Raw genomic sequence first — 25,114 nt, 5'->3', positions numbered from 1 at the left:
GTGGGCAATCGAGATTCATTAAAGCGACACGGCTCGCGCTTCAAGGCGCGTCGCCGTGCTGTGGACATCCTGTTTGAAGCCGAAGTCCGGGATGTTGATCCCGTAGCAGTGGTAGCTGATCGAGTAGAGCTTGCCCGGCTTCCCGAACCTCCCGTAGCCCCGGTTGCTCCCTACACCCGTGAAATCGTGTCTGGTGTAGCCGAACATCTCGACGAGATCGACGAAGCCATCTCCGCGAAGCTCGCCGAAGACTGGACGCTCGAGCGGATCCCGGCTGTCGACCGCGCGATCCTGCGACTTTCCGTCTGGGAACTGCTCTACAATGACGACGTGCCACCAAAGACCGCCGTCGTCGAAGGTGTGGAGCTTGCCGCGCAATACTCGACGGATGTTGCACCGCCATACATCAACGCCGTGCTTGACGACGTCCTCTCGCAGCGCGACGAGCTGAAAAAGGCCGTAGCCAGCAATGAACCCGCAGCTGGCGAAGAAGCGGCACACAGCGAGGAGGTAGAAGGCTAGCTCGTAACAACACGGCTACTTCAAGGCGCCATCGGATCCAGAATTGCTGGCCGATGGCGTCTTTTTTGTTGGCCTTCGAAGAATCAGTTAGCTATATCACTACAATGGTCCCATGAGCCATTTTAGTATTGCAGAAGCACGCGCCCTCGCTGTCGGCCCCGAGGTTGACTTGGCAGCTATCGATCCGGCTTCCACGCCTGGAATAAGTGGCAGTAGCAAAGATATTGAAAAAGCCACCGCGAAGATCGAAGACGAGGTTGCTGATCTTCAAGAGCTGTTGTACGCCAACAAGCGCGCGGGCAATGATCCGGGCAATGTCCTGATCGTATTGCAGGGAATGGATACCTCTGGCAAGGGTGGCGCTGTCAAGCACACCCTGGCTGGCTTGGATCCGCAAGGCATCCATATTGCGTCCTTCGGGGTGCCAACCGAAGAAGAAAAGAGTCATGATTTCCTGTGGCGGGTGGAAAAAGCGTTGCCGGAGGCAGGAGTGGTCGGTATCTTCGACCGCTCGCATTATGAGGACGTGCTGGTCCATCGCGTGCACCAGCTCTCCAGCGCGGAGGAGATCGAACGTCGCTATCAAGCGATTGTCGATTTTGAGCAGCGTCTCGTCGAAAGCGGTACGCGGATAATCAAGGTCATGCTACATATCAGCAAGGAATTCCAGAAGGAAAACCTCATCGAGCGGTTGGAGAATCCCGAAAAGCACTGGAAATACAACCCCGGTGACGTCAATGAACGACAGCTGTGGGATGACTACCAAACGGCATACGAAATCGCGATTCAGCGGACGACCACCGACCAAGCCCCCTGGTATGTAGTGCCAAGTGATAACAAGCCCTATGCCCGCATGGTAGTGAAGTATCTGTTGCTTGACGCGCTTCGTTCCATGGACCTGCACTGGCCCGAGGCAGATTTTGATGTGGCTGCAGAACTGGAACGCGTCCGAAACTCCTAGACCTTTTCGAGTAGTTCTTCGCCGCCGAGTTCGTGAGCGAGTGCCGGGGTGAGTTCCGGGTAACGGAAATTAAATCCGGCATTGGCGAGAAAACTCGGGCTGATTATTTGATCGGCCAGCACCAATTCGCGGGTGCCTTCGCTTCCTAACAAGATGCGAGGGCCCAGCGTGGGGATTGGGATAAAAGATGGCCGGCGCAGTTGTCCGGCGATTATTTTGCTGAATTCCGCGTTCGTAACTGGATGTGGTGCGACAGCGTTGATTGGACCACGCCAGGATGGGTCCAGCAAGGCACGGGTGTAGATCCCCACCAGGTCGTCGATTGCAATCCAGGACAAGTTCTGGGTGCCGGAACCCAGGGTTCCGCCCAACCCGGCTGAAAAAAGTGTCTTAAAGACGGGGAGCAGACCACCTCTGCCACTGAGCACGACACCGGTGCGCACGTGCACCACCCGTGCCTGTACCTCGGCTGCTGCTGCTTCCCAGTCGGCAACCACTTCAGCCAAGAACCCACTGCCCTTGGGGTGGTCTTCGGCGGCGGGAGCAGTTGCTGTAACTGTTGGGCCGTAATAGCCAATTGCGGAAGCGACGATGAAACTCTTGCAGGTCGGCGACTGTGACACCAGCCGGGCGAGCTCGGAGGTAGGCCGCACCCGAGATTCATATATTGCCTGCTTGTGGCTCTCACTAAATCGGCCAAAGATCGGCTCCCCGGCGAGGTGGATCAGCGCGTCCACCCCGGCGAGCAAATCGCGGTCGGGACGATGTGGATCCCACAGTCGCTGGCCAGGCTTCGGCTTGCTGCGAACGAGTTGAATTACTGTTATCCCCATCGTCTGCAGGAAGGCCATGAGTGAGCGGCCAACGAGGCCACGGGAGCCGGTAAGAGCTACTACCGGGGGTGTTGATTCGGCACCTAGCAGGGGAGTAAGTGAATCAATTGTGGCCAGGTCGCCTAGAAGTTGGTGCTGACGATAGGCGAACAGCGATCGTACTGTAGCCGAAGGGACACGAGTGGTGACGGTGTCGGTAATGAGTGTGCCTCCGGGGGCGTCGCTAAAGCTGTGTTGGTGACGCCAGCCAGCAAACTTCTTGATGGGTGCGCTGACACAGACGTCGACAAAGTTGTGCCCTTCGCGGTAGCCGGTCAGGTCGTGGCGTGCCACCCAGCGCAACCCGCCGGGGAGAGCGAAAGTGGTGGTGCCCCTGGCCAAGGAGTCGGTCACGCTGACCGGGTACATGTGCGCAAACGGGGGTGTTAGACGAGTAACCGCGCCCGCGCGAGTGTGCCACTCCCAGACGTCCTCGCGGGGGAATGGGACAAAATGCGTGGTGCTGAAGCTCATATGCGATGCGCCTTGAGTGAGAAGGTTTCGTGGTCTGAAGCGATCCTATCGGTTGTGTCCTAAAGTTTGCTAGCATAGGGGTGTTCACATTGTTCGACATCCTTTAATGGTCCGCACAGAGAGGCGGGGAAGGAGGTCACGATGAGCGAAAACGATACGTCAACCGAGATCGAACTGCTTTCGGCAGCCGATGTTGGGCGCACTATCGCGCGCATCGCGCACCAGATTATTGAAAAGACTGCCCTGGATGCCCCAGGAAATAGTTCCGTGATTCTGCTCGGAATTCCGTCAGGCGGCGTCCCCCTAGCTGAGCGTCTCAGCGCAAAAATCCACGACTTTTCCGGCGTCAATGTTCCGACGGGTTCGCTCGACATCACGCTATACCGTGATGACCTGCGTTCCGGCGGGCACCGCGCCCTCAAACCCACTGTCCTACCCGACGTCCCGCTCGACGGTGCCACGGTCGTGCTTGTCGACGACGTGTTGTTCTCCGGCCGCACTATCCGAGCCGCGCTCGATGCTTTGCGCGATGAGGGACGCCCCGAGATGATTCAACTGGCTGCCTTGGTGGATCGCGGACATCGTCAGTTGCCGATTCGCGCTGACTATGTCGGTAAGAACATTCCTACCTCCCGTGGCGAAGACGTACGGGTTTATCTGCAGGAAATCGACGGTCGCGATGCCGTGACCATCACTCGAGAGAACTAACCGTAAAGGCGAAGAAACAGACAATGAAACATCTCTTGTCAATCGCAGATCTCAGCAAAGACGAGATTATCGGGCTGATGGATGAGGCGGACAAATTCCGCGACACACTAACCGGTCGCGAACTGAAGAAGCTGCCGACCCTTCGCGGCCGCACGATCTTCACCATGTTCTATGAAAACTCCACCCGAACGCGCTCTTCGTTTGAAACCGCGGGAAAGTGGATGAGCGCAGACGTAATCAACGTCTCGGCGTCGAGTTCCTCCGTGAAGAAGGGAGAGTCGCTCAAAGACACCGCCGCAACACTGGCCGCTATTGGTGCGGACGCGATTGTGATGCGACACCCGAGCTCCGGCGCAGCAAAGCAGGTTGCGCAGTGGTTGGGACCGGATGGACCTTCCATCATCAATGCCGGTGATGGTGCCCACCAACACCCGACCCAAGCACTACTCGACGCCGTAACCATGCGTCAGCGCCTGGGACGCGTCGAAGGGCTGAAGGTAGCCATCGTGGGTGACTGCTTGCACTCCCGTGTGGTGCGATCCAACGTAGACTTGCTCACCACCTTGGGTGCGCAAGTCACGCTCGTGGCGCCCCCAACACTGTTGCCGTTCGGCGTGGAAAACTGGCCGGTCACATACACCTACGACATGGATTCTGCCATCGTCAACGCCGATGTAGTGATGATGCTGCGCGTGCAACAGGAACGCATGAAGGGCGGTTTCTTCCCGTCCCACCGCGAATACGCGACGCTCTATGGCCTTTCAAAGCAACGACTAGCTTCCCTGCAGGAGCACACCATCGTGATGCACCCGGGACCGATGTTGCGTGGCATGGAAATCAACTACCACGTAGCCGACGCACCACAGACAGCAGTGTTGCAGCAGGTGAGCAATGGTGTGCACGTGCGAATGGCCGTTTTGTTTACCACCTTGATCGGAGCCTAGAAGAACATGAGTCAAACACCAGCTTTCCCCGCTACCGGTCAGCTTTCCCCAGCAAGCGCTGAGTCATTGTTGCTGACCAACGTCCGGCCTTACGGTGAAGGTGAGCCAACGAGCCTATTTATCGAAAATGGCGTCATCTCGGCAATAGGATCGGACTGCCCCGAGACCGCCGATCAAGTTATTGACGCAGCTGGAAAGGTATTGCTACCAGGGCTCGTCGATATGCACGTCCACCTACGCGAACCCGGCCGAGAAGACACGGAAACCATTGCTACCGGTTCCGCGGCAGCCGCGAAGGGCGGCTTCACCGCTGTGTTTACCATGGCTAACACGAACCCCGTATTGGACCAGCCGACGATTGCCGAATCCGTGTGGGCGAAAGGCCAAAGCATTGGGTTGTGTGATGTCCACCCGGTGGGCTCCATTACGAAAGGCCTGGAGGGTAAGGAACTCACGGAGTTCGGCATGATGGCCCGTTCCGGTGCCAAAGTGCGCATGTTCTCAGATGACGGAAAGTGCGTGCACAACGCACAAATTATGCGTCGCGCCATCGAATACGCCAAGGGAATCGATGTTCTCCTAGCACAGCACTGCGAAGACATTGACCTCACCGATGGGGCAGTGGCCCACGAAGGCGAAGTCGCCGGACGTCTCGGCCTTCGTGGCTGGCCTCGGGCTGCTGAAGAAGCTGTCGTCGCTCGCGATGCGCTGCTCACGCGGGACTATGGTGCGCGTCTCCACATCTGTCACACGTCCACCGAAGGCTCCGTCGAACTTATTAAGATCGCCAAGGAAAAAGGTATTCCGCTTACCGCCGAGGTCACCCCACACCACCTCGTGCTTACCGACGAGCTGTTGGAATCCTACGATGGCGTACTGCGAGTCAACCCGCCGCTACGCGAACAACGCGACACGATGGCTCTGCGCCAAGCCCTCCTCGACGGCATCATCGACTGCGTAGCCACCGACCACGCCCCGCACGGCTCCGAAGAAAAGTGCGTTGAATTCGACCGAGCACGCCCTGGCATGCTTGGCCTGGAAACATCGTTGGCGGTTATCGCCGACACCTTTGTGCGAAGTGGCTTGGCTTCGTGGCGCTGGGTAGCCAAAGTAATGTCGGAGCGCCCGGCGGACATCGTCCGGCTTCCTGGCCACGGCCGGCCGATTGCAGTCGGAGAGCCCGCGAACCTGACGTTGATCGATCCAGACTACACGTGGACAGCGCAGGCTGCTCAGTTCGATTCGAAGTCGGAAAACAACCCCTATGAAGGTATGGAGTTCCATACCAAGGTCACGCACACAATATTGCGCGGACACCTCACTTGTGTCGATGGCGTAGCTGCCAGCCCACGTAATTAGGCATACACATTTAAGCTCGACCTTAAACATCTTGTAGATTTCTCCCGAAAGGCAATACCCACAGTGCACAACAGTGACCAACTCTCCACCGGCCGAGTCCCGGCGATTCTTGTCCTCGCTGATGGTCGCACCTTCCGCGGCTTCGGCTTCGGAGCCACCGGTTCCAACCTGGGTGAAGCAGTCTTCACCACGGCAATGACCGGCTACCAGGAAACCATGACGGATCCGTCCTACCACCGCCAGATTGTCGTGGCGGCAGCTCCACAAATCGGCAATACCGGTTGGAACACCGAAGACAACGAGAACGCCGCCGACAAGATTTGGGTAGCTGGTCTGGTAATTCGGGATCTATCCCACACCGTCTCCAACTGGCGCGCCAGCTCCAGCTTGGCCGCCGAAATGGAAAAGCAGGGCATCATCGGTATCTCAGGCGTAGACACCCGTAGCTTGGTCCGTCACCTGCGCAACCACGGTTCAATTTCCGCGGGTATTTTTGCCGGTGATGATGCGCTCAAGCCAAAGGAAGAACTGGTGGAGATCGTCAAGGCGCAGCCATCGATGGCCGGCGCTGACTTGGCCAGCGAGGTAAGCGTCGATAAGCCCTATGTCATTGAGGCGGATGGCGACACTAAATTCACCGTCGTCGCTTACGACATGGGAATTAAGTCAAACACCCCACGCAATTTTGCGAAGCGTGGCATTAAGACCGTCGTGGTGCCAGCTAACACCCCGCTGGCGGAGATCGAGCAATTCAACCCGGATGGAGTATTCATCTCCAATGGTCCGGGAGACCCAGCAACAGCTGATGAAATGGTCGCGGTAGTTAAGGACATTCTGCGCGCTGACCTGCCGCTTTTCGGTATTTGCTTCGGCAACCAGATCCTCGGCCGTGCGCTGGGGCTGAATACGTACAAGATGAAGTTCGGCCACCGTGGCATCAACATCCCAGTACTGGATCACACTACCAATACGATCTACATCACCTCCCAAAACCACGGCTTCGCCCTGGAAGGGGAGGCCGGCATGGAATTCGACACCGAGTTTGGCGCAGCACACGTCACACACACCTGTCTGAACGACGGCACCGTAGAAGGTGTTGCTCTCAAGAACGGCCGGGCATTCTCCGTGCAGTACCATCCTGAGTCTGCTGCTGGACCGCACGATGCGAACGACCTGTTCGATCAATTCTTCAACCTGCTTAACTCCGCCAAGTAACCGAGTGACCCGGAAAGGTACCTAGAACATGCCAAAGCGCAACGATATTAAGCACGTCCTGGTCATCGGCTCTGGCCCGATTGTTATCGGTCAGGCGTGTGAGTTTGACTACTCCGGCACCCAGGCGTGCCGTGTGCTGAAAGAGGAGGGTCTGCGTGTGACCCTCATTAACTCGAATCCGGCCACCATCATGACCGACCCTGAGTTCGCTGACCACACCTACGTGGAGCCGATTCAGCCGGAATACATCGAGAAGATTTTTGAAAAGGAAATTGCTCAGGGGCACCCCATCGATGCGGTACTGGCTACCCTCGGTGGCCAAACCGCTCTCAACGCAGCGATTCAACTTGACCGTCGCGGTTCGTTGGAAAAGTACGGCGTTGAGCTGATCGGCGCGGATATTCCAGCTATTCAGCGTGGTGAAGACCGCCAGATGTTCAAGGACATCGTGGCCAAGATCGGCGGCGAGTCCGCTCGTTCTCGGGTCTGCCACAACATGGAGGAAGTTCACGAGACCGTCGCAGAGCTCGGTTTGCCCGTTGTCGTTCGTCCCTCCTTCACGATGGGTGGCCTGGGCTCCGGTCTGGCTTACAATAACGAAGACCTCGAGCGCATCGCGGGTGGTGGTCTTGCCGCGTCCCCTGAGGCAAATGTGCTCATCGAAGAATCAATCCTCGGCTGGAAAGAGTTTGAGCTCGAACTCATGCGTGATGGCAACGACAACGTCGTGGTCGTCTGTTCCATCGAGAACGTGGACGCACTCGGCGTGCATACCGGTGACTCTGTGACTGTGGCGCCGTCGATGACGCTGACCGACCGCGAATTCCAAACGATGCGTGACCAGGGCATTGCCATTATCCGCGAGGTCGGTGTGGACACCGGTGGTTGCAATATTCAGTTCGCCATCAACCCGAAAGATGGGCGCATCATCACCATCGAGATGAACCCGCGCGTCTCCCGTTCCTCCGCTTTGGCGTCGAAGGCCACTGGTTTCCCTATCGCTAAGATTGCCGCGAAACTGGCCATCGGTTACACCTTGGACGAGATCACCAACGACATCACCGGGGTCACCCCGGCCGCGTTCGAACCGACCCTGGACTACGTGGTAGTCAAGGCTCCGCGCTTTGCTTTCGAAAAGTTTGTCGGCGCCGATGACACGCTGACCACCACCATGAAATCCGTCGGTGAAGCTATGGCGCTTGGCCGTAACTACATCGCAGCGCTCGGAAAGGTCATGCGCTCGCTCGAGAACAAGCAGGCCGGCTTCTGGACCGTGCCTGATGAGGCCTTCGCCGGGGAGCGCGCCACCGACGTCAAGGCTGTGCTCGAAGACCTGCGACGCCCCACAGAAGGGCGCCTGTACGACGCCGAGTTGGCTCTCCGCCTCGGCGCTTCGGTAGATGAGGTATATGAAGCCTCCGGTATTGACCCATGGTTCCTCTATGAGCTTAAGGCTCTCGTCGACTTCCGCCAGACCCTGATCGATGCGCCGGTGCTTTCCGAAGAGCTGCTGCGCGAAGCGAAGTTCATGGGGTTGTCCGACCGCCAGATTGCCGCGCTCCGGCCAGAATTCGCCGGCGAAGACGGCATCCGCCGGTTGCGTTGGTCACTGGGTATCCGCCCGGTGTTTAAGACGGTGGACACGTGTGCCGCGGAGTTTGAAGCTAAGACGCCTTACCACTACTCGGCTTATGAGCTCGACCCAGATGCAGAATCTGAGGTGGCGCCACAAACCGAACGCGAGAAGGTCATCATCCTGGGCTCCGGCCCAAACCGTATTGGCCAGGGCATCGAGTTCGACTACTCCTGTGTACACGCAGCTCTCGAGCTGTCTCGTGTTGGCTACGAAACCGTCATGGTGAACTGCAACCCAGAGACTGTGTCTACTGACTACGACACAGCTGACCGCCTGTACTTTGAGCCACTAACCTTTGAAGACGTCATGGAGGTCTACCATGCCGAGTCTCAGTCCGGCACGGTAGCTGGTGTCATCGTGCAGCTGGGTGGCCAGACCCCACTCGGTTTGGCTGCTAAGCTGCGCGATGCTGGGGTTCCGGTCGTCGGCACCAGCCCTGAAGCAATTGACCTGGCTGAAGATCGTGGTGAGTTCGGTGAGGTGCTCCGCAAGGCGCAGCTCCCGGCACCTGCGTTCGGTACGGCCACCTCCTTTGAGGAAGCACGCGCGGTAGCTAATTCGATCGGCTACCCAGTTCTCGTGCGGCCGTCCTATGTCTTGGGCGGCCGAGGGATGGAGATTGTCTACGACGAGACGTCGCTGAAGTCCTACATCGAGCGAGCCACCGAGATCACTTCCGACCACCCAGTGCTGGTGGACCGCTTCCTGGACAACGCAATCGAAATTGATGTTGACGTCCTGTGCGACGGCGACGATGTCTACCTCGCTGGTGTCATGGAGCACATTGAGGAGGCTGGTATCCACTCCGGCGACTCGGCTTGTGCGCTGCCTCCGATGACATTGGGCGCCGAAGATATCGACAAGGTGCGCTCATCCGCTGAAGCACTGGCCCACGGTATCGGCGTGCAGGGCTTGATGAACGTTCAGTTTGCTCTCAAAGACGATATTCTCTACGTCATTGAAGCGAACCCACGCGCCTCCCGCACCGTGCCATTCGTCTCCAAGGCAACTGGCGTCCCACTGGCGAAGGCGGCCGCTCGCATCGCGCTCGGGGCAACCATTGCTGAACTGCGAGCAGAAGGCATGATTCCTTCGGACCACGACGGTGGCTCCTTGCCTCTCGACGCTCCGATCGCCGTGAAAGAGGCTGTGTTGCCGTTTAACCGCTTCCGCCGTCCGGACGGAAGCATGCTCGATTCTCTGCTCGGCCCAGAAATGAAGTCTACGGGTGAAGTGATGGGCCTCGCGGACAACTTTGGCGCGGCTTACAACAAGGCAGAAGCTGCTGCTTTCGGCGAATTGCCTACCGACGGCACCATCTTCGTGTCCGTGGCAAACCGCGACAAGCGGACCCTGATCTTCCCAATTCAGCGCCTGGCTTCCTTGGGATTCAAAATCCTGGCCACCTCTGGTACTGCCGGCATGCTGCGACGCAATGGCGTGTCGTGTGAGACAGTGCTCAAGCGTTCTGAGGCAGCCGAGCTGGATGGCGCAACCTCGATCGTTGACCTCATCAACGCCGGTAAAGTGGACATGATTCTCAACACTCCAGCGGGTGACTCTGGTGCAATCGCTGATGGTTACGAGATCCGCGCTGCAGCGATCAACGCAGGTATCGCGCTGGTCACTACCGTCCAGGGAGCTACTGCCGCGGTGCAAGGCATTGAAGCGCTTCGAGCCGGTGAGCTTGGGGTTCGTGCGCTACAGGAGCTTGACCACGGAGTGAAGGGCTAGATCCGAAATGACCACGACTTTCGGCGAACGCCTTCTGGAGCTCACTGCCACTCGCGGTAGGCTCTGCGTCGGTATTGATCCGCACCCGTCTTTGCTCAAAGCCTGGGGTTTGGCGCTCACTGCGGATGGTTTGCGGAGCTTCTCCCAGATTTGTGTGGAGGCCTTCAGCGATATTGCAGCGCTGGTGAAGCCTCAGGTTGCCTTTTACGAGGCATTTGGAGCAGCCGGTTATCAAATACTGGAGGAGACGCAGGCTGCGCTTCGCGAGCGTGGCACCCTGGTCCTGGCCGATGCCAAGCGAGGCGACATTGGCTCCACCATGGCGGCGTACGCGATGGCGTGGCTTGATCCCGATTCTCCGTTGGCAGCTGATGCAGTTACGGTGTCGCCGTACCTCGGTTTCGGCTCATTACAGGCGGCTTTCGAACTGGGGAATCGCTACGCCAAGGGTGTGTATGTGCTAGCGGCAACCTCGAACCCGGAAGGGGTAGAAGTACAGTCAAACACTAATGCATCCGGCGTGAGCCTAGCTCAACAGATCGTCGATCAGGCAGCCCGGGTCAACGCCACGCATGCTCAGCATGGACGTGCTGGAAACATTGGTGTCGTGGTGGGCGCAACACTCGAGTCCGCGCCTGATCTAAGTCAGCTCAATGGTTCCGTACTCATGCCCGGCGTGGGGGCACAGGGCGCGGGGCCGGAGGACGTATTGAGGCTAGCCGACGGCGTCCAGCACCTAGCTATCGCCAATATCTCCCGCGGGATCCTGAAGGCCGGGCCAGAAATTTCTCAGCTTCGGAAGGCGACTCTGGCTGCGGCGCAGCAGTTCCCGCCGGTAGTTGCCTAGGGGTTTTTACTCGCCTTTTTTGGACAACACGTACGTCACCAACGCGAGCATTTTCCCAGGTCACCCAACTTGACCTTGTTCAGGATGACATGCGGATATGCACCTGCCACCACGGTTTTTGCCGTGGTGGTGTTAAACTAGCTGGAGTTCATGGTGTCACCTCGATTTTCTTCGAGGGATTCTGGCGCTGTGGCTTAGATAAATCGGTACTGTTGGTACCAAACCTAAATGATCACCCACACGAATCGGAGGAACCGAAGTGGCCCTTCCAAAGTTGACCGACGAGCAGCGCAAGGAAGCCCTTGCTAAGGCAGCTGAGGCACGCAAGGCACGCGCAGAGCTGAAGGAAAGCCTGAAGCGCGGCGGCACGAACCTGAAGGAAGTTCTGGCTAAGGCTCAGGACGACGAAATCATCGGCAAGACCAAGGTCTCCGCTCTTCTGGAGGCAATGCCGAAGGTGGGTAAGGTCAAGGCTAAGGAAATCATGGACGAGCTCGAGATTGCACAGACCCGTCGTCTGCGTGGCCTGGGCGAGCGTCAGCGCAAGGCTCTGCTCGAGCGTTTCGGCTTTTCCGAGGACTAAATTCTTATGAGTGGCGCGAATCAGGGCAATCTAGTTGTACTAGCTGGCCCTTCCGCCGTGGGCAAATCCACGGTGGTACGTCGCCTTCGGGAAGAAGTTCCTAATCTTTACTTCAGTGTCTCGATGACCACCCGAGATCCTCGCCCCGGTGAGGAACATGGACGAGACTACTTTTATGTCACCAAAGAAGAGTTCCAATGCAAGATCGACGCGGGGGAAATGCTGGAATGGGCGGACATCCACGGAGGTTTGCAGCGTTCCGGAACTCCTGCCGAACCCGTCACCGAAGCTCTTGCAGATGGCCGTCCAGTGCTCGTCGAAGTCGACCTCGTTGGGGCGCGCAACGTTGCTAAGGCAAAGCCGGAGGCGATCACCGTATTCCTGGCCCCGCCGTCTTGGGATGTACTTGTAGAACGGCTGACTGGTCGAGGTACGGAAACCGCCGAGGTCATCGAACGTCGGCTCGCAACTGCGAAGGAAGAACTCGCGGCACAAAGCGAATTCCAGCACGTAGTGGTCAACGATGACGTCGATAAGGCCGTGCAGGCCATCCGAGAACTGCTGCTGAAGTAAAGCTAGTGAGCTCGCTTTACGACGGCGATTAGCTAAAACCCCAGCGGGGTGGGTAGAGTAGGACCCCGCACCATTTTCCTTTTCGATAATTTCAACCTGATGAAGGTGTTTGTGACCCAAGTGAGCAACGATATTGCTGGCACCGCTGCCGTATTTGACCAGCCAGTAGGCATTACCGATCCACCGATCGACGAATTGCTGGACAAGGTTTCCTCGAAGTACGCGCTTGTCATTTTCGCGGCTAAGCGCGCCCGCCAAATCAACAGCTACAACCAACAGGTTGACGAGGGTGTCTTCGAGTTCGTCGGGCCATTGGTAACTCCAGAACCAGGGGAGAAGCCACTGTCGATCGCATTGCGCGAGATCAACCGCGGAATGTTGGACCACGAAGAAGGCTAATTGCGCCTCAGGTCACAATAGTGCCCCATATTCGCATTGAACTGCGGATATGGGGTCTTTTTATGCCCAGGTGATGGTGTGCGGTGAGTCACTTTTTAGCGAAACAGCAGGTCAATGCATAACAATTCTTATAATAATAAAACCTTTCTTACTGAACCAATTGGCAAAATAGCTGGTCATGGGCCATATAAGCAGCTACCGAGAAAGTTGCAATGTGATAAATGTCTAGCGGAAATGAGAAGAAATTATTTGACGCAAAGTTTCTCGCACCATAAAGTAAAAATTGCATCACCGAGAACAACGGGATTTCAAAGGTTGACACACTTCTTGCCGAAGAGTTGTTGCTAAGAGTTCAATCGGCATCGAAGAGATCTGCTGAAAAAGAATTTCCCAAGCTTCTTGGTTCACCCCCTGTTTCAAGGATTTGGAGAAAACAATGTCTCAGCAGACGCAGTCCGTACGGACCGACGTGGCGGACTCATCCCGCGCCCCAAAGTGGGGCAAATCAGACACCCTGTGGACGCTCAGCCTCTTTGGTACCGCAATCGGTGCCGGCGTGTTGTTCCTGCCTATCAATGCTGGTATCGGTGGCATTATCCCGTTGCTGATCATGACGGCTATCGCTTTTCCGATGACCTTCTGGGCACACCGCGGTCTTACTCGCTTCGTGCTCTCCGGCAAGAACGAAGATTCTGACCTCACCGCCGTCGTGACCGAACACTTCGGTTTGGGTGCCGGTTCGTTCATGACCATTCTGTACTTCCTGTCCGTGTATCCGATCCTGCTGGTCTACTCCGTGACTATTACCAACACGGTCAACTCCTTCATGAGCCACCAGCTCGGAATCAACCCGCCACCACGCGCGTTGATGTCGTTCATCTTGGTCGCCGCGCTGATCTTCATCGTCCGCTTGGGACAAGATGTCGTGGTGAAGGTCATGTCCCTCCTGGTGTTCCCGTTCATCGCTGTGTTGGTCGCCCTGTCGCTTTACTTGATTCCAAACTGGAATACCGCGCTATTTAAGACGTTTGACCTCGAGACCGCATCGCAAGCATCCGGCCACGGCTTGATCGTCACCCTGCTCCTGCTGGTCCCCGTGATGGTCTTCTCCTTCAACCACTCGCCAATCATTTCTTCCTTCGCAGTTGAGAAGAAGAAGGAATACGGCGTGCATGCAGACAAAAAGACGGGCCAGATCTTGATGGCTGCCGAAGGCCTCATGGTTGTCGTCGTCATGTTCTTCGTGTTCTCTTGCGCCCTGTCACTGACCCCAGAAAACCTGGCTGACGCCAAGGCACAGAACATCACCATCCTGTCCTACCTGGCAAATCACTTCGATAACCCGGTCATCGCTTGGGCTGCGCCAATCATCGCTATGGTTGCTGTTGCCAAGTCCTTCCTCGGCCACTACCTGGGCGCCGCTGAAGGTTTCGAGGGTCTGGTAATCGAAGCGGCTCACGCTCGTGGCAAGGAACTCAAGCGCACCAAGTCGCTGTCTACCATCACCCTGATCTTCATGTTGATCACCGCTTGGCTGACCGCTTGGAGCAACCCTTCAATCCTCGGCATGATCGAAACGCTCTGCGGCCCAACGATCGCCATCCTGCTCTTCCTGATGCCAATGTATGCCATCCACAAGGTCCCAGCTCTGCAGAAGTACAAGGGCAAGGCTTCCAACTACTTCATCTTCTTCATGGGCCTGATCGCCTTCGGAACCATCTTCTACAACGTCCTCCAGGCCTTCTAAGCCCGTCGGCATCCATCATTGCGCTAGGAGCAAGAAAATGTTCATCAGCACCTTCGACATGTTCAAGATCGGTATCGGCCCCTCAAGCTCACATACGCTTGGCCCAATGAAGGCCGGCAAGGCGTTCGTCGACGAGCTTTCTGAGAGCGGCCTGATCAACAGCGTGACCCGAGTCCAGGCAGATGTCTACGGTTCGTTGTCTCTGACCGGCAAAGGCCACGCCACGGACAGTGCCATCATCCTCGGCCTCGCCGGGAACATTCCGCAGACTGTCGACGTCGACAGCATGCCAATCTTCCTGGAGCGGGTCCGTAACACAGAGAAGCTTTGTCTGAACTGCGGTGATAAGGAAGTTGATTTCCCCAAGGATCAGGGCGTGGTATTCCACTCCACCAATCTGCCACTGCACGAAAACGGCATGACGCTGACCGCGTTTCAGGACGACGAAGTCTTGGCGAAGAAAACCTACTATTCAATCGGCGGCGGTTTCATCGTCGACGAGGAGCACTTCGGGCAACCAAGCTCCGAGGACATCAAGGTGCCTTTTGAGTTTTCCTCAGCCGAAGAGTTGCTCGAGCACTGCAAGCGACAGGGAATGTCGATTCCAGAGATCGCTTGGCAAAACGAGTTAGCCGTGCGTTCTCGTAACGAGATCGACCATCACCTAGTCAAGGTGTGGGACGTAATGCGCACCGGTATCGAACGTGGCTCCAGCAGCGACGGCGTCCTGCCAGGTGCACTGCATGTGCCACGCCGGGCCGCAGCTTTACGACGCCGGTTGGAAGCAGGCGACTTCAATGACCCGCTCGTCATCATGAGCTGGATCAACATGTTCGCCCTGGCAGTCAACGAAGAAAACGCTTTGGGGGGTCGCGTCGTAACCGCGCCAACGAATGGTGCCTGTGGCGTAATTCCCGCGGTGCTGTCCTACTACGACAAGTTCGTCCAACCTGTGGATCGGGACACCTTTGAAGCCTTCTTCTTGGCCTGCACTCAGATCGGCGCACTGTACAAGATGAATGCCTCGATCTCGGGCGCCGAGGTCGGCTGCCAAGGCGAGGTCGGTGTGGCTTGTTCTATGGCAGCAGCTGGACTAGCTCAGTTGCTGGGTGGAACACCAGAGCAAGTTTGTTCCGCCGCGGAAATTGGCATGGAGCACAATCTCGGACTCACCTGTGACCCAGTCTGTGGGCAAGTCCAGGTTCCGTGCATTGAACGCAACGCGGTCGCCGCAGTCACCGCGGTCAACTCTGCGCGCATGGCGCTGCAACGCGAATCAATGCCAACCGTGTCCTTGGACAAGGTCATCACGACGATGTACCAGACCGGCAAGGACATGAACGCAAAGTACCGCGAAACCTCGCAGGGTGGTCTGGCACGAGTTGTTATGCCAGAGATGCTGCCTTGCTCCTAGCTCTTAGCACGTGCGCCTAGGGTTGGCGCGCCAGGAGCACAGGTCACAAGCGAGGATTTCGCTCAGTGAAGAAGGGGTACGCGGTGCTGGAAGTGCCGGGTACCCCTTTTCCAGCGAAAAAATTCTCAATTCAACTACGGAAGAATCTTATTTCTTCTACGATTGGTCTACCATGCAAAATCTCCAGCTAAATGAGTCGAATGACAACGACGACGAGGCACCCGGCCTCCTCGATCGTTATATCCCTTTGGTCGAGTTCCTGGGCGATGCTATCGGGCCGAACTGCGAGTTAGTTCTCCACGACCTCGACGTCCCGGACCGTTCCATCGTTGCCATCGCCAACGGACATATCAGTGGCCGCGAAATTGGTGGCCCGGTGACTGACTTCGCGCTGCGTTTCATGCGCCAGGGCGCGAGCTCGCAAGCTACTTCACTGTCGGGGTATCGTGCGATCAACAGCTCCGGCCGGATATGCAGGTCATCGAGCTACTTCATTCGTGACGAAAACGGTGAGCTGCGCGGCATGCTGTGCATCAACGTTGACATCACGGAGATGGTGAACGTTCGGGACGCCGTAGAGCGGTTGCTCGGCGAGGGGGAGGAGCCAAAGCAGCGTATCTACCCGGACAAGGCTACTGCCATGGCAGAGTTGGCGTCTGCCACCAACCCGAATGCATCTGCTAGCTCGAGCAGTAAGCACACCATGACGACACCTGCGCCAAAGCTTGCGCCCGTGCCGTCTGTCGTCGCAAAGCCCCAGCCCAGTGCACAAACCCGGCAGGAAGGTGAGGCCCTGGAGAGCCTGCGTTCCAGCCTGGAGAATCTGTTGGAGTCGATGCTGGATACGGCGATCGCAAAGCAGCATGTGGCTCCGGATCGAATGCAGGTTGCTGAGCGCATCGAAGTGGTGTCGGACCTTGATGAAGCTGGGTTCTTCCTGCTCAAGGGTGGCATTGCGGCCGCGGCCCAGCGCTTGAAGGTTTCCGAGCCAACGGTGTACCGCTACCTCGTTCGTACGCGCAATTAATTAGGCCATCCTGCGGGTATAACCAGCATAGTTCGCGAACAGGCGGCAGTAGAATCTACTTGCTGCCGCCTGAAGTCGTGGTACTGACGTAGGCTATAACACTGTGAACACAGACGAGCAGTTGAACATCGTGGTTGGAGTCACTGGTGGTATCGCGGCATACAAGGCGTGTCACCTGGTGCGTTATTTCAAAGAGCTGGGTCACGACGTCCGCGTCGTCCCCACCCCCAACGCCCTCAATTTCGTGGGCAAAGCCACCTTCGAGGCGCTCAGTGGCAACCGCGTGTCCACCACGGTTTTCGACGCTGTGGAGGAAGTCCAGCATGTCCGTATCGGGCAGGAAGCCGACCTTATCGTCATCGCGCCAGCAACTGCGGACTTCTTGGCCCGCATGGTTGCCGGGCGTGGCGACGATCTATTGAGCGCCACAGTACTCGTCGCCACCTGTCCCGTGGTGGTAGCCCCAGCAATGCATACGGAGATGTGGATGCATCCGGCCACTGTATCTAATGTCTCCACCCTGCGGGACCGTGGGACGATCGTGCTGGAACCCGCATCAGGGCGACTTACCGGAGTAGATTCTGGACCAGGGCGGTTGCCCGAACCCGAACAAATTGGCTCGGTGGCCCTAGCCATCGCCAAGGCGGGTGCCCTGCCTCGCGACTTCGAAGGCGCACGAATGCTCATTACCGCCGGTGGGACACAAGAAAACATCGATCCGGTGCGATTCATCGGCAATCGATCTTCAGGGCGTCAGGGTTTCGCTTTGGCTGAAGTTGCGGTGCAGCGAGGCGCAAAGGTTACTATCGTGGCTGGTGCCACCGATGATTTGCCGACCCCGCCTCAAGCGAAAGTTGTGCGCGTCACCTCGGCAATAGAAATGGCGGACGCGGTGGCGCAACGTGCCGGGGACCATGACGTATTCATCATGGCCGCCGCCGTCGCAGACTTCCGACCGGCTACCCAGGCTGATGCCAAACTGAAAAAGGGCAACGATGACGATGCCTTGGCGAGTGTCGTACTTGTAGAAAACCCAGACATTCTCGCCAGCACAGTCGAGCAGCGTGTCCGCGGAGAAGTATCGCCTCAGAGCGTGATCATGGGTTTTGCAGCGGAGACCGGCTCTGCAGAGCACACCCCGCTGGAGCTGGCGGAGGCGAAGCTCCAGCGCAAGGGCTGTGACCTGCTCATGCTCAACGAGGTTGGGCACGGAAAGGTGTTTGGTCAGCTCGACAACCAAGGAGTTTTGTTGAGTGCGTCAGGGGAGCGGGAAGTGGTCCCAGCTGGCACCAAATTCGATTGCGCCGTGACCATCCTGGACAGAGTGGCGGAAGTCTGGACCGCCAAGGCTTGCCGATCGCAATAGTCGGTTAACCAGGTGCCGTGGTTGCCGCTGCCTCCTGTTAGCATCTTTGGGCTGCAAACCTGCTAGTCAGTACCTCTGCAGCCAGCTCGGCTTCAAAAAGTGCAGCCCGAGCCAACCGAAACCAGCCAACCGAAACTTGCCAATACAGACAGCTTGGTCTATAGTTGGTCTTACCAGAAACTAATTCATTGTCGTGCCAGCGCAGATGCAGCACGAAACATCGCAAAACTCAGTGAAAGAAGTGTGTTGTGGGACAAACCCCAGCGGCCGTACGGCTCTTTACCAGTGAGTCTGTTACTGAAGGTCATCCGGACAAAATCTGTGACGCAATTTCAGACACCATTCTCGATGCCATCTTGACTATCGATCCCCAAGCTCGAGTCGCGGTGGAAACGATGGTCACTACCGGCTTAGTTAATGTCGTGGGCGAAGTACGCACTGATGGCTACGTGGAGATCCCAATCCTGGTGCGTAACAAGCTGCGCGAAATTGGTTTTGTAAGCTCTGAGGTCGGTTTTGACGGCACGACCTGTGGCGTGATGGTCGCTATTGGCGAGCAGTCGCAAGAGATCGGCGCCGGTGTGGACAATTCTCAGGAAGTTCGCAGCGGGGCAGAGGTCGAAGACGAAGACCGGAATGGCGCCGGCGACCAAGGTTTGATGTTCGGCTATGCCACCGACGAGACCACTGAGTACATGCCATTGCCGATCGCGCTTGCTCATCGTTTCGCTCGTCGACTCACCGAGGTGCGAAAGCAGGGCATCGTGCCCAACTTGCGCCCGGACGGTAAGACTCAGGTGACTTTCGCTTATGACGCAGACAATAAGCCCACTCACCTCGATACCGTCGTCATTTCTACCCAGCACGATCCATCGGTGACGCAGGCATGGCTGGAGGAACAGCTGCGGGAACACGTTGTTGAGTGGGTCATTAAGGATGCCGGCCTGGAGCATTTTGTTAGCGATGACCTCAATTTGCTGGTCAATCCGTCTGGATCCTTCATCCTTGGTGGTCCAATGGGCGATGCCGGACTCACGGGACGCAAGATTATTGTCGATACCTACGGTGGCATGGCCCGCCATGGTGGTGGCGCTTTCTCGGGTAAGGACCCAAGCAAGGTTGACCGTTCCGCTGCCTACGCCATGCGTTGGGTGGCGAAGAACGTCGTTGCTGCTGGGCTTGCGAAGCGTGCGGAGGTGCAGGTCGCGTACGCCATCGGTCGAGCAAAGCCCGTTGGCTTGTACGTGGAGACCTTCGGGACCGCCCGACATGGCCTAAGTGATGCCCAAATCCAGGCAGCTGTGATGGAAGTCTTCGACCTGCGCCCCGCAGCAATTATCAAGGAATTGGACCTGCTTCGTCCGATCTACGCACAAACCGCAGCCTACGGACATTTCGGTCGCTCCGACCTCAACCTCCCGTGGGAGCAGCTCAATCGCGTCGACGAACTGCGCGCAGCAGCCGGAATTCAGTAAAGCAACCGGGTGACAACTCACCCCGGTAGTTTTCGAACTCGATCCGTCGAAATCGCCTAGAATTCTAAAACATGCCAAAGACCCGTGAACCTGCTGACGTCCTGCCGGTGGCACGGGTCTTACCATTGCTCGGATTGGCGCATCTAGACCGGGAATTCGACTACCTAGTTACCAAGGACCAGGATGCCGACGCCCAACCCGGGGTCCGGGTGCGCATTAGGTTTGCAGGCAGGCTTGTCGACGCCCTCCTGTTATCTCGTCACGCCGACAGTGATCACGACGGGAAGTTGAGCTGGATTGACCGCGTGATTTCCCCGGAAGTTGTATATCCGGAGCACACCGCGCGGCTGGTCGAGGCGCTATGCGCCCGCTATGCCGGCACTCGCTCCGACCTGATCCGAACCGCAATCCCGGCGCGCCATGCCAGCGCAGAAAGCAGCGATTTCACCACTGATTGGCCTGAGCTTGGAAAAGCCAGTGAGCCGGATTTGTCCGACTGGGCCTTATATGAACACGGGCAGAGCTTTGTCGACGCAGTACTTGAGGGGAAGATTGCGCGGGCGGCTTGGCAGTTTGTTCCTGGTCGCAGCCATATTCGTGCGGTTGCTGCGTTGGCGGCAAAGACGGCGATGCAAGGGGATGGGGTACTGATTGTCGTCCCGGATCAGCGAGCAGTCGATGACGTCGAAAAGGCCCTGCGGGAGTGGGTGAGTGCGAAGCAAGTAACTGTGTTGGGTGCTGGTATTGGACCGCAAGCGAGGTATCGGCGGTTTTTGGCTATTGTGCATGGCCAGGCGCGGATCGTGGTTGGTACCAGGAGTGCTGCGTTTGCCCCGGTGCAGAATCTAAAGCTCATGGTTTTGCTTGAAGATCAAGATGAAAGCCTGAGTGATCCACGTGCACCTTATGCGCATGCGCGGGAGGTGCTCACTACCCGGAGTGTAATCGAAGGCGCTGCGTTGGTGCTCGGTGGCTATACGCGTAGTGCCGAGGTGCAGTTGCTCGTCGAAACGGGCTGGGCTCATGACCTGGTGGCGCCCCGGGACACGGTGCGCAGGTTGAGTCCCCGTATCCGTGGTGTTGGCGACACAGACTTTGAGCTGGCGCGGGATCCGATGGCTAAGCAGGCACGAATTCCCAGACTGGCTTTCGAGGCTGCTCGCGCGAGTTTGGACCGAGGCCAACCGGTGCTCTTTCAGACGCCTCGCAAGGGATATGTCCCCACGCTGGCCTGCGGAAACTGCCGTACCCCGGCCCGGTGCCGTCAATGTAATGGTCCGCTGGGGTTGCCTCAGGGGGAGGGAGCTTCACCGGGTGTGGTTACTTGTCGCTGGTGTGGTCGGCCCGAATTGAATTTTCGTTGCGGTGAATGCGGGTCGCCTAAGCTGCGCGCGATCGTCATCGGGGCGCAGCGAACGGCCGAAGAATTGGGCCGAGCTTTTAGTGGCGTGCGCATTTACACGTCCGGTGGCTCCAGAGTATTGGACGAGGTACCCGCCGAACCTGCTGTGATTGTGGCTACCCCAGGGGCTGAGCCGGTTGTTGCTGGTCATGCCTATGGTGCCGCCGTGTTGTTGGACTCGTGGGCCTTGTTGGGCCGGGCAGACTTGCGAGCCAGCGAGGAAACCTTGACCAAATGGGCGCACGCAGCTGCCCTGGTCTCGCCCCAGGCACAAGGCGGAGAGGTCATCGTAGTCGCTGATCCCGGTTTGGCCACAGTGCAGTCTTTGATCAGGTGGGATATGGTAGGTGCCGCGCGGACAGAGCTCTATCAGCGCAAAGAGGTCGCCTTCCCGCCGACGGTGCACATGGCTGTGGTTGACGGCCCCCTGCGCACTGTCGACGACTTTCTGGTTAGCCTTCGGTTGCCACCAGGTGCGGAGGTTCTGGGACCGGTGGACCTTCCTCCGGGGGTGAGTCTGCCGGGGGAAATCGATGAAGCTCGCTTCGGCCCCGTGCAACGCTACCTGATCCGAGTGCCGCTAGGTCCGCGCAATGAACTCGGGTTGGCGCTACGCAAAGGGCTGATCGCGCGGTCAGCTGGTAAAGACCAGGTGCCGCTGCGGGTGCAGGTCGATCCGATACATATTGGCTAGCCGTCTGAGGTGGTGGCCTGATGGCGTCGCTAAGCCCAGGGCACAGGCAGTAGCTCCGAACAGCTAAGATGAAATTGTTTGCGTGTGCGCTGGGAGCGTGCGCGACTATTGCCATCGGTCTAGTCCTTAAGGAGAATTGCTTAACTCATGACGATCCAGGAAATTCGACTGTTTGGTGACCCTGTGCTGCTCACTCCGGCGTCGGAAGTGACAACGTTTGATGAAAACCTCGCCAAGCTTGTCGACGACATGCTGGAAACCATGGATCACTACCAGGGGGTAGGACTGGCAGCGAACCAAATCGGGGTGTTGCGTCGGGTTTTCGTCTACGACTGCTCAACCGAGGAAGAAACACTGCGGGGCCACGTGATCAATCCGGTGTGGGAGCCGATCGGCGAGGAGACCCAGACGGGTAATGAGGGGTGTTTGTCTATCCCGGATGTTAACAAGGAGACGACTCGGTTTGCGAAGGTGCGCTGCACAGGAAGTGATGTTAACGGTAACCCGGTCGTTTTTGAGGCGGAAGGCCTGCTCGCTCGGTGTGTGCAGCACGAGACCGACCACTTGGATGGCGTGTTGTTCCTGAAGCGTTTGGCTCCCGAACTACGCAAAGAAGCCATGGCCGAAATCCGTAATTCCTCCTGGTTCTAGCCGAACCGATTCATCGCAGAGAAAGCGTCTTATCAAACCCATGAGAATTCTTTTCGCTGGTACCCCGGATGTTGCCGCAATGGCGTTGCGTCGCCTCATTGTCTCCGAGCACGAGGTGATTGGGGTATTGACGCGGCCAGACGCACGCAAGGGGCGCGGTAGGACATTGCATCCCTCACCCGTAGCTGAGGTGGCGATGGAGTATGACATTCCGACGTTCAAGCCGTCGACATTAAAACTCGACACTGAGGATGGCGACCGTTTTCGAGAAGATCTGCACTCGTTGGCCCCGGACTGCGTCCCCGTCGTGGCTTACGGCAACCTTATTCCGGAAGATCTCCTCGCCGCGGTACCTCAAGGATGGATTAACCTGCACTTCTCCCTCCTACCGCAGTGGCGCGGGGCTGCACCGGTGCAAGCAGCGATTTACCACGGTGATGACATCACCGGTGCCACTACGTTCCGCATTGACCGCGGCCTTGATACCGGCGATGTTTTGGGGACCATCACAACCGAAATCGGAGCTAACGAAACCGCAGCACAGCTACTTCATCGCTTGGCTGAAAGCGGTGGAGATTTGTTGGTGGCCACAATGGACGGCCTGGCAGGTGGTGCATTGGTGGCCAGGCCTCAGGTAGGGGAGCCGACCTACGCGGCGAAAATTGAAAAGGAAGACGCGCAGATCAATTGGCAGGCCCCGGCATTGCAGATTGATCGCCAAATCAGAGCTCACACTCCAGCTCCGGGCGCCTGGACCATGCTCGCCGATCAGCGAATGAAGGTCGGACCGGTGGTTTTGTCCGAACGTGAAGGACTACGTCCGGGACACATCGAGGTCACTAAGCAAGGTGTGTATGTCGGTACTGGCTCGACCGCGGTCATGTTGGGCGAAATCCAACCTCCAGGAAAGAAGATGATGAACGCGGCCGATTGGGCTCGAGGCGTGACGATGGCGGAAGGCACGGTGTTTCAGTAATGACGCTCAACAATAGTGGCGGATTCCGCTCCCGGAGCAAGAAGAATCCCGAACAGCAAGGCAACCGGCAGCAAACCAGCGGTGCGTCGGGCAACCGGGGCGGGAATCGAACGTCGTCGCAAAGCCACCAGCAGGGGCAAGGTCGGCGCACCCGTTCGGCATCCGACGTGTATAGCCGTGCAGGGGTAGACCCTGCGCGCGCAGCAGCCTTGCATGTGCTCCAGGCAGTGCGCAGTGATGATGCGTATGCCAACTTGGTGCTTCCTGGGTTGTTGCGGGAGCGCAAAATTGCTGGCCGAGATGCCGCTTTTGCTACGGAGATTACCTACGGCACGCTGCGTAACCTCCGGATAGTTGACGCCGTCATTGATGCGGCCAGTACTCGGGAGCTCTCCTCAATCGCTCCGCAGTTGCTCGATATTCTGCGCCTCGGCACCTACCAATTGCTGTTTACCCGAGTGGAAGCGCACGCCGCCGTTGACCAATCTGTGCGCGCGGTGGAGGCGATTGGGCAGGAACGCGCCAAAGGCTTTGTCAATGGTATTTTGCGTACGGTTTCTCGCACCAAACCAGAGACGTGGCTAACCCGGCTCACACCTGCGGATGAGCTCAGCGCCCTCGCATTCAAGCATTCCCACCCGGACTGGATTGCTCGTAGTTTCGCGGAAGTCGTCGGTATGGAAGAACTCGGAGCCGCCCTGGAGGCAGATTCCGAGCGCCCAATTGTGCATTTGGTCGCCCGTCCTGGTGAGATCTCTGCCGAGGAGTTGGCGCTGATTTCCGGTGGTTCGGAGGCACAGTTTTCGCCGTATGGGGTGTATCTCGAAGCCGGGGATCCGGGCAAATTGGAGCCCGTCCGGGAGGGACTCGCGGCCGTGCAGGACGAAGGTTCGCAGCTGATAGCTCGGGCGTTGACTCAGGTGGAGCTGAACGGGGAAGATCAAGGCCGCTGGCTTGATCTTTGCGCGGGTCCCGGCGGGAAGTCAGCACTCATCGGTGCTCTGGCTCGCATCGATGGCGCGCACGTGGACGCGGTGGAGATCGCGCCACACCGCGCAAAGCTGGTTTCGCAGGCCGTGCAGGGGCTTCCCGTCACCGTCCATGTTGCCGACGGCCGAGACCCGGACTTGCAGCCAGGCTACGACCGCATCCTGGTCGACGCCCCGTGCTCTGGCCTGGGCGCTTTGCGACGCCGTCCTGAAGCGCGCTGGCGTAAGCAGGAAAGCGATCTCGAAGATCTGAGTCACCTGCAGTTCGAGCTTTTGGAGTCCGCCACGAAGCTTGTTCGTCCCGGAGGTGCGATCGTGTATTCGACGTGTTCGCCAGACCTGCGGGAAACCCGGGCCATTGTGACGCGTGCTAAGGAAGAATTGGGCATGGTCGAATTAGACGCGCACCCGCTAGCGGGCGGGATGGTAAACGTCGGCACTGAGCAGTCAGTGCAGATGTGGCCACACCGGCACGGTACGGACGCGATGTTCTTCGCAGTGCTCCGAAAGCCGGAGTAGGTCCTGCCGTGGTGCTGCACGCTGGTT

General features: G+C 57.9%; 21 protein-coding genes. 20 read left to right on the top strand and 1 reads right to left on the bottom strand.

Going from position 1 to position 25,114, the window contains the following annotated elements; all coding sequences use genetic code 11:
* Together nusB and CEPID_RS06665 are read left to right on the top strand one after the other, a co-directional pair.
* Nucleotides 1–522: a transcription antitermination factor NusB gene (gene nusB, locus CEPID_RS06670; protein WP_047240307.1), complete on the top strand. Its 522-nt coding sequence runs from the start codon at nucleotides 1–3 to the stop codon at nucleotides 520–522.
* 112 nt (nucleotides 523–634) lie between these two features.
* On the top strand, nucleotides 635–1,483 hold the full coding sequence (locus CEPID_RS06665; RefSeq protein WP_047240306.1) for a PPK2 family polyphosphate kinase: 849 nt from the start codon (nucleotides 635–637) through the stop codon (nucleotides 1,481–1,483).
* Here CEPID_RS06665 and CEPID_RS06660 read toward each other — a convergent pair.
* Entirely contained in the window at nucleotides 1,480–2,829 is a 1,350-nt protein-coding gene (locus CEPID_RS06660; protein WP_047240305.1) for a TIGR01777 family oxidoreductase, read from the bottom strand. The genes CEPID_RS06665 and CEPID_RS06660 overlap by 4 nt on opposite strands.
* A 141-nt stretch (nucleotides 2,830–2,970) precedes the next feature.
* Here CEPID_RS06660 and pyrR point away from each other — a divergent pair, with 141 nt between their 5' ends.
* From pyrR to CEPID_RS06570, 18 genes are all read left to right on the top strand, one after another.
* On the top strand, nucleotides 2,971–3,537 hold the full coding sequence (pyrR, locus tag CEPID_RS06655) for a bifunctional pyr operon transcriptional regulator/uracil phosphoribosyltransferase PyrR (protein WP_047240304.1): 567 nt from the start codon (nucleotides 2,971–2,973) through the stop codon (nucleotides 3,535–3,537).
* Nucleotides 3,538–3,560: 23 nt separating this feature from the next.
* On the top strand, nucleotides 3,561–4,481 hold the full coding sequence (locus tag CEPID_RS06650) for an aspartate carbamoyltransferase catalytic subunit (protein ID WP_047240303.1): 921 nt from the start codon (nucleotides 3,561–3,563) through the stop codon (nucleotides 4,479–4,481).
* Nucleotides 4,482–4,487: 6 nt separating this feature from the next.
* On the top strand, nucleotides 4,488–5,840 hold the full coding sequence (locus tag CEPID_RS06645) for a dihydroorotase (protein ID WP_047240302.1): 1,353 nt from the start codon (nucleotides 4,488–4,490) through the stop codon (nucleotides 5,838–5,840).
* Between the two features lie 63 nt (nucleotides 5,841–5,903).
* Nucleotides 5,904–7,055 (top strand): glutamine-hydrolyzing carbamoyl-phosphate synthase small subunit, encoded by a 1,152-nt coding sequence (gene carA / locus CEPID_RS06640; protein WP_236684218.1) that lies wholly within the window; start codon nucleotides 5,904–5,906, stop codon nucleotides 7,053–7,055.
* Between the two features lie 28 nt (nucleotides 7,056–7,083).
* Nucleotides 7,084–10,425, top strand: a complete 3,342-nt coding sequence (carB, locus tag CEPID_RS06635) for a carbamoyl-phosphate synthase large subunit (protein ID WP_047240300.1) — start codon at nucleotides 7,084–7,086, stop codon at nucleotides 10,423–10,425.
* 7 nt (nucleotides 10,426–10,432) lie between these two features.
* A complete protein-coding gene (pyrF, locus tag CEPID_RS06630) occupies nucleotides 10,433–11,272 on the top strand; it encodes an orotidine-5'-phosphate decarboxylase (protein WP_047240299.1) in 840 nt (279 codons plus the stop codon).
* A 259-nt stretch (nucleotides 11,273–11,531) separates the two neighbouring features.
* On the top strand, nucleotides 11,532–11,855 hold the full coding sequence (gene mihF, locus CEPID_RS06625) for an integration host factor, actinobacterial type (RefSeq protein ID WP_047240298.1): 324 nt from the start codon (nucleotides 11,532–11,534) through the stop codon (nucleotides 11,853–11,855).
* 6 nt (nucleotides 11,856–11,861) lie between these two features.
* The gene (gene gmk, locus CEPID_RS06620) at nucleotides 11,862–12,428 is read left to right on the top strand and encodes a guanylate kinase (protein ID WP_047240297.1); all 567 of its coding nucleotides are present in this window, start codon (nucleotides 11,862–11,864) and stop codon (nucleotides 12,426–12,428) included.
* Nucleotides 12,429–12,527: 99 nt separating this feature from the next.
* Nucleotides 12,528–12,827: a DNA-directed RNA polymerase subunit omega gene (rpoZ, locus tag CEPID_RS06615; protein ID WP_047241402.1), complete on the top strand. Its 300-nt coding sequence runs from the start codon at nucleotides 12,528–12,530 to the stop codon at nucleotides 12,825–12,827.
* Between the two features lie 436 nt (nucleotides 12,828–13,263).
* Nucleotides 13,264–14,574 carry a serine/threonine transporter gene (locus CEPID_RS06610; RefSeq protein WP_047240296.1) on the top strand — a complete coding sequence of 437 codons (1,311 nt, stop codon included), beginning with the start codon at nucleotides 13,264–13,266 and terminating at the stop codon, nucleotides 14,572–14,574.
* Between the two features lie 37 nt (nucleotides 14,575–14,611).
* On the top strand, nucleotides 14,612–15,988 hold the full coding sequence (locus CEPID_RS06605) for an L-serine ammonia-lyase (protein ID WP_047240295.1): 1,377 nt from the start codon (nucleotides 14,612–14,614) through the stop codon (nucleotides 15,986–15,988).
* Between the two features lie 172 nt (nucleotides 15,989–16,160).
* Nucleotides 16,161–17,015: a helix-turn-helix transcriptional regulator gene (locus CEPID_RS06600; protein WP_047240294.1), complete on the top strand. Its 855-nt coding sequence runs from the start codon at nucleotides 16,161–16,163 to the stop codon at nucleotides 17,013–17,015.
* A 103-nt stretch (nucleotides 17,016–17,118) separates the two neighbouring features.
* Nucleotides 17,119–18,381, top strand: a complete 1,263-nt coding sequence (gene coaBC / locus CEPID_RS06595) for a bifunctional phosphopantothenoylcysteine decarboxylase/phosphopantothenate--cysteine ligase CoaBC (RefSeq protein WP_047240293.1) — start codon at nucleotides 17,119–17,121, stop codon at nucleotides 18,379–18,381.
* Nucleotides 18,382–18,629: 248 nt separating this feature from the next.
* Complete coding sequence (gene metK / locus CEPID_RS06590) at nucleotides 18,630–19,856, top strand: methionine adenosyltransferase (protein WP_047240292.1); 1,227 nt, start codon at nucleotides 18,630–18,632, stop codon at nucleotides 19,854–19,856.
* Between the two features lie 71 nt (nucleotides 19,857–19,927).
* Nucleotides 19,928–21,952 carry a primosomal protein N' gene (locus tag CEPID_RS06585; protein ID WP_047240291.1) on the top strand — a complete coding sequence of 675 codons (2,025 nt, stop codon included), beginning with the start codon at nucleotides 19,928–19,930 and terminating at the stop codon, nucleotides 21,950–21,952.
* Between the two features lie 147 nt (nucleotides 21,953–22,099).
* On the top strand, nucleotides 22,100–22,603 hold the full coding sequence (gene def, locus CEPID_RS06580) for a peptide deformylase (protein WP_047240290.1): 504 nt from the start codon (nucleotides 22,100–22,102) through the stop codon (nucleotides 22,601–22,603).
* A gap of 40 nt (nucleotides 22,604–22,643) precedes the next feature.
* Nucleotides 22,644–23,579 (top strand): methionyl-tRNA formyltransferase, encoded by a 936-nt coding sequence (gene fmt, locus CEPID_RS06575; RefSeq protein WP_047240289.1) that lies wholly within the window; start codon nucleotides 22,644–22,646, stop codon nucleotides 23,577–23,579.
* Nucleotides 23,579–25,087 carry an RsmB/NOP family class I SAM-dependent RNA methyltransferase gene (locus CEPID_RS06570; protein ID WP_047240288.1) on the top strand — a complete coding sequence of 503 codons (1,509 nt, stop codon included), beginning with the start codon at nucleotides 23,579–23,581 and terminating at the stop codon, nucleotides 25,085–25,087. The genes fmt and CEPID_RS06570 overlap by 1 nt, the downstream gene beginning before the upstream one ends.
* Nucleotides 25,088–25,114 lie beyond the last annotated feature (27 nt).

The sequence above is a fragment of the Corynebacterium epidermidicanis genome (assembly GCF_001021025.1).
GTDB lineage: Bacteria > Actinomycetota > Actinomycetes > Mycobacteriales > Mycobacteriaceae > Corynebacterium > Corynebacterium epidermidicanis.
Note: the sequence above shows the minus strand (reverse complement) of the source record. Positions and strands in the feature narration are given on the sequence as shown.